The 5568-nt window shown below is 43.9% G+C and carries 5 protein-coding genes; all 5 read left to right on the top strand.

Features of this window, described 5'->3' with window-relative positions; all coding sequences use genetic code 11:
- Positions 1–145: 145 nt before the first annotated feature.
- The 5 genes from speE to aguB all read left to right on the top strand — a co-directional run bounded on the left by speE (position 146) and on the right by aguB (position 5551).
- A complete protein-coding gene (speE, locus tag WMO25_RS14260) occupies positions 146–1009 on the top strand; it encodes a polyamine aminopropyltransferase (protein ID WP_215691114.1) in 864 nt (287 codons plus the stop codon).
- A gap of 74 nt (positions 1010–1083) precedes the next feature.
- Positions 1084–2343 (top strand): saccharopine dehydrogenase family protein, encoded by a 1260-nt coding sequence (locus WMO25_RS14255; RefSeq protein WP_349085853.1) that lies wholly within the window; start codon positions 1084–1086, stop codon positions 2341–2343.
- The gene (gene nspC / locus WMO25_RS14250) at positions 2340–3464 is read left to right on the top strand and encodes a carboxynorspermidine decarboxylase (protein WP_349085851.1); all 1125 of its coding nucleotides are present in this window, start codon (positions 2340–2342) and stop codon (positions 3462–3464) included. Before WMO25_RS14255 ends, nspC begins: the two co-directional genes overlap by 4 nt.
- Before the next feature lie 38 nt (positions 3465–3502).
- On the top strand, positions 3503–4669 hold the full coding sequence (gene aguA, locus WMO25_RS14245; protein ID WP_349085850.1) for an agmatine deiminase: 1167 nt from the start codon (positions 3503–3505) through the stop codon (positions 4667–4669).
- A gap of 6 nt (positions 4670–4675) precedes the next feature.
- Positions 4676–5551 carry an N-carbamoylputrescine amidase gene (aguB, locus tag WMO25_RS14240; protein ID WP_349085848.1) on the top strand — a complete coding sequence of 292 codons (876 nt, stop codon included), beginning with the start codon at positions 4676–4678 and terminating at the stop codon, positions 5549–5551.
- Positions 5552–5568 lie beyond the last annotated feature (17 nt).

Below are 5568 nucleotides of genomic sequence, written 5' to 3'. Positions count from 1 at the left end.
CGCCGGGGGAAATGATTACCCGGGAGATTATTGATTATATTATTTATGCAAAAGAAAAAGGCTGTTCCATGCAGGGCATGCAGGATCCGGCAGTGGAATCACTGTTTGTATTGACAGGAAAATATTGATAGAAGGAGGGAGAGCAATGGAACTGTGGTTTTCTGATTATCACACAGAGAAAGTCAAGGTTTCCGTCAAGGTTCAAAAACAATTATTTGGACTTCAGACAGAATTTCAGAGAATCGATGTGTTTGATTCGGATGAATTCGGCCGGTTTTTAAGTGCTGACGGCAGCATTGTATTCTCTGAAAAGGATGAGTTTATTTATGATGAAATGATTGTGCACGTGCCAATGGCGGTACATCCGCATGTAAAAAATGTTCTGGTGATCGGCGGCGGAGACGGCGGTGTGGCCAGAGAATTGGGCTACTATGAAGAAATTGAGAAAATCGATGTGGTGGAACCGGATCGGGTTTTTGTGGAAGTCTGCAAAGAATTTTTTCCGGATAATGCCTGCGGCCTGGGGGATAAGAGAGTCAGCATTTATTATGAAGACGGGTTGAAGTTTCTGCGTTTAAAACAGAATGAATACGATTTGATTATCAACGATGCCATTGATCCGCTGGGACATAATGCCGGTCTTTTTACAAAAGAGTTTTACGGCAACTGTTATAGAGCGCTGAAAGAAGACGGTATCATGGTGTATCAGCATGGAAGTCCTTTTTATGATGAGGATGAGGAATCCTGCAGAGTGATGCACAGAAAGGCCAGTCACAGTTTTCCAATCAGCAGGGTATACCAGGCACACATTCCGACTTGTTCTTCGGGATACTGGCTTTTTGGTTTTGCTTCCAAGAAATATCATCCACTGGAACATCTGGATGCCAAAAGATGGAAGGAACGTCACATTAAAACCTGGTATTATACAACCAATCTGCACAAAGGAGCGTTTATGCTGCCGAGATATGTAGAAGACATGCTGGAGGAAGAGGAAGATCGTAAGAAATAGAGCTTTCTAAAGAGCAGATAACAAATGCATTATGAATATATGATGAAATAAAGGAAAAGCAGAGGAGATTAAAAATGGGAAGATTATTAATTATTGGATGCGGCGGTGTTGCCGGTGTGGCTATTCACAAATGCTGTCAGAACAGCAAAACATTTTCAGAAATCTGTATTGCCAGCAGAACAAAGTCAAGATGTGATGATTTGAAGGAAAAGCTGGAGAAAACGACAGAGACGAAGATTACAACGGCCCAGGTGGATGCAGACAATGTAGATGAACTGATCGCACTGATTAAAGATTATCAGCCGGATGCGGTTTTGAATGTGGCATTGCCGTATCAGGATTTGACAATCATGGATGCTTGTCTGGCATGCAAGGTGGATTATATTGACACAGCCAATTATGAACCGGAAGATACGGATGATCCACAGTGGCGTGCAATTTATGAAAAACGATGCAAAGACGAAGGATTTACGGCATATTTTGATTATTCCTGGCAGTGGGCTTATCAGGATAGATTTAAAGAAGCCGGTATTACAGCACTTCTGGGCAGTGGTTTTGACCCTGGGGTTACAAGCGTCTTCACAGCCTATGCGCTGAAGCATTATTTTGATGAAATTGAAACTATTGATATTCTGGATTGTAATGGTGGTGATCATGGTTATCCTTTTGCAACGAATTTTAATCCGGAGATTAATCTGCGTGAAGTATCTGCCAATGGTTCCTATTGGGAAAATGGTCATTGGGTTGAGACAGAGCCTATGGAGATTAAACGTGAATATGACTTCCCTCAGGTTGGACAGAAAGATATGTACCTGCTTCATCATGAGGAAATCGAATCACTGGCCAAAAATGTACCCGGTGTAAAAAGAATTCGTTTCTTTATGACTTTTGGACAGAGCTATCTGACTCATATGAAGTGTCTGGAGAATGTGGGAATGCTTTCTACATCACCAATTATGTATGAAGGCAGAGAAATTGTTCCGATTCAGTTTTTGAAAGCACTGCTTCCGGATCCGGCTTCTTTGGGAGCTCGCACGGTTGGAAAGACCAATATCGGCTGTATTTTCACAGGAAAGAAGGATGGAAAAGAAAAGACTATTTACATCTATAATGTATGTGATCATCAGGAATGTTACAAAGAAGTGGGCTCTCAGGCGATTTCTTATACAACAGGTGTGCCTGCTATGATTGGTGCAGCATTGGTGCTGGATAAAGTATGGGATAAAGATGGTGTCTTCAATATTGAAGAATTTGACCCGGATCCGTTTATGGATATGCTCAACCAGTATGGTTTGCCATGGGTTGTGGATGAAAATCCACAGACAGTAGAATGATGTTTGAGGGACTGCCGACACCCTGTTATGTAGTGGATGAAGGCAGAATCCGACACAATCTTGAAATCCTGCAGCAGTTAGAAAAGGATACAGGCTGTCATGTTCTGCTGGCACAGAAAGCATTTTCCATGTACAGCCTTTATCCGATGATCGGGCGGTACATCAGCGGAACAACTGCCAGCGGCCTGTACGAAGCCAGACTGGGATATGAAGAGATGGGAAAAGAAAATCATGTTTTTGCACCGGCTTATAAGGAAGCGGATATGCAGGAACTGGTGACAATCTGCGATCATATTATTTTTAATTCCTTTGCACAGTATGAAAAATATAAAGACATCTGTCAGGCAAAGGGGGTCAGTGTCGGCATCCGTGTGAATCCCCAGTGCTCGACACAGGAAGGTCATGACATTTATGACCCATGCGGTTATGCATCGAGACTTGGAGTCACAAAAGCACAGTTTCCGGAAGTTCTCCCGGAGGGGATTGAAGGACTGCATTTTCATACATTGTGTGAACAAAATGCGGATGATCTTGTGACAACCTTTCAGGCATTTGAAGAAAAATTCGGAAAATATCTTTACTGTATAAAGTGGCTGAATCTTGGCGGCGGTCATCATATTACAAGGAAAGATTATCAGTATGAAACACTGGTGAAACTGATTCGCTATATCCGGGATACCTATCATGTGACAGTTTATCTGGAGCCAGGAGAAGCAGTGGCATTGAATGCCGGTTATATGGTGACAGAGGTGATGGATATTGTTCATAATGATATGGATATATTGATTTTGGACGTTTCAGCAGCCTGTCATATGCCGGATGTCCTGGAAATGCCATATCGTCCGCCACTGTCCGGTGGATACGAGGCAAATCAGAAACCGTATACCTATCGGCTTTCTTCTATGACTTGCCTGGCGGGAGATGTGATTGGTGATTACAGTTTTGAAAAGCCGGTTCAGATTGGCGACCGTCTGGTGTTTGAAGATATGGCAATTTATTCCATGGTCAAGAATAACACCTTTAACGGTATGCCTCTTCCGGGCATCGCTTTGCTTCGTGAAAATGGAAGCAAAGAAATGGTAAGAAAATTCGACTATCAGGATTTCAAAATGCGTTTATAGATAAAATATTATATGGTTCGTATATTAGGAATAAGAAAATGAAGAATATCAAAACAATTCCGTCAGCAGATGGCTATCATATGCCGGCAGAATATGCCTGTCACAAGGGATGTATCCTGATATGGCCGCAGCGTCCGGGTTCCTGGAAAAAGAATCCTGAAGCGGCAGAAAAGGCTTTTTGCGCTGTGATGCAGGCAATTGCTGAAAGTGAGGCTGTGTATCTGGCGTGCGGGAAGGCGGCGCTTCCCAGGGCAAAGGCCTTTGCTGATGAATATAACAGACAATTTCAGAGGGAAATTTCAGAAAAGAAGCATTTCCCGGTGGTTGTATTTGAGGCGGAAACCGATGATGCCTGGGCAAGAGACATAGGGCCTACTTTTGTTGTCAAAGATGACACAGTGCGTGGCATCAGCTGGACATTTAATGCCTGGGGCGGTGAGGAAGACGGCTTGTATGCCCCATGGCAGAAAGATGATGTTTTTGCGGCAGCATTTGCAAAAAGAGAAGGCTATGTCTGTTATGATGCCTCTCCTTTTGTACTGGAAGGTGGATCTATTCACAGTGACGGTGAAGGAACAGTGATGGTGACTGAGTCATGCCTGTTGAGCCGGGGAAGAAATCCTCAGCTTTCAAAAGCGGAGATAGAGGAAAAGCTGCAGCAGTTTCTGGAGGCTGAAAAGGTTCTCTGGCTGCCAAGAGGCATTTATAATGATGAAACAAATGAACATGTGGACAATGTCTGTGCTTTTATCAGACCGGGAGAAGTGGTTCTGGCCTGGACAGATCGGGAAGATGATCCGCAGTATCCGCTTTCGCTGGCATGTCTTCGCTATCTGGAATCCCAGACAGATGCCAGAGGAAGAAGGATAAAAGTGCATAAGCTTCCGATACCGGATGTGCCGGTGTGTGTGACAAAAGAGGATTTGGAAGGTTATGCTTTTGAAGATGGTGAAGATACGAGGGAGGAAGGAGAACGTCTGGCGGCTTCCTATGTGAATTTCTACTTTTCAAACGGTGCAGTGGTAATGCCGGCTTTTGGCGGAGAAAATATCAAAAGTGATCAGAGAGCAGCAGAAATCATGGAAAAACTTTGCCCGGAACGGAAAGTGATTACTGTTGATGCCAGGGATATTTTGACAGGCGGAGGCAATATTCATTGTATTACACAGCAGATTCCATTTGGAAAAGCAGAACAGGGAGAATAATTATTAATGAGAAATGTTAAGATAGCAGCTATTCAGATGCAGTGCAGTACGAATCTGCAGACCAACCTTGAAAAGGCCGAGAAAATGGTACGGCAGGCAGCGGGAGATGGTGCACAGATCATTTTGCTGCCGGAACTCTTTGAACGGGAATATTTTTGCCAGCAGCGCAGATATGATTTTTATCATCTGGCAAAGCCTGTGGAAGAAAACGATGCGGTGCAGATGGGCATGCGGCTGGCAAAGGAACTCAACGTCGTATTGCCGATCAGCTTTTATGAACAGGATATAAACACATTATATAATTCCATTGCCTGCATTGATGCGGACGGCACATTGTCGGGGGTGTATCGTAAGACACATATTCCGGATGATCATTATTATCAGGAAAAGTTTTATTTTACACCGGGGAATACCGGCTTCAAAGTATTTGATACCCGTTACGGCAAGATAGGGATTGGTATATGCTGGGATCAATGGTTTCCGGAAACGGCCAGATGTATGGCCCTTATGGGAGCAGAGATACTGCTTTATCCGACGGCGATTGGCTCCGAACCGATTCTTGAATGTGACAGTATGCCGCATTGGAGACGCTGCATGCAGGGACATGCGGCTGCCAATCTCATGCCAGTGATTGCTGCCAATCGGATAGGCCGGGAAGAAGTGACCCCATCTCCTGAAAATGGCGGACAGAGGTCAGCCCTTGTTTTCTATGGCTCTTCTTTTATGACAGATGAAACAGGTGGATTGAAAGCCTGCGCGTCCAGAGATCAGGAAGAGATTTTAACCGGTGTGTATGATCTGGATGATCTGGCTGATAAACGTCTTGAATGGGGACTTTTCCGGGATCGGAGACCGGAGATGTATAGAAAAATAACACAATAAAATTTTTTAAAAGAACT

The sequence above is a fragment of the Coprococcus intestinihominis genome, assembly GCF_040096555.1.
Lineage (GTDB): Bacteria > Bacillota > Clostridia > Lachnospirales > Lachnospiraceae > Coprococcus_A > Coprococcus_A intestinihominis.
Note: the sequence above shows the minus strand (reverse complement) of the source record. Positions and strands in the feature narration are given on the sequence as shown.

Bases quoted from the DNA above. Each gene is read 5' to 3' on its own strand.
- speE (WP_215691114.1), top strand. From the start codon at position 146: ATGGAACTGTGGTTTTCTGATTATCACACAGAGAAAGTCAAGGTTTCC.
- WMO25_RS14255 (WP_349085853.1), top strand. From the start codon at position 1,084: ATGGGAAGATTATTAATTATTGGATGCGGCGGTGTTGCCGGTGTGGCT.
- nspC (WP_349085851.1), top strand. From the start codon at position 2,340: ATGATGTTTGAGGGACTGCCGACACCCTGTTATGTAGTGGATGAAGGC.
- aguA (WP_349085850.1), top strand. From the start codon at position 3,503: ATGAAGAATATCAAAACAATTCCGTCAGCAGATGGCTATCATATGCCG.
- aguB (WP_349085848.1), top strand. From the start codon at position 4,676: ATGAGAAATGTTAAGATAGCAGCTATTCAGATGCAGTGCAGTACGAAT.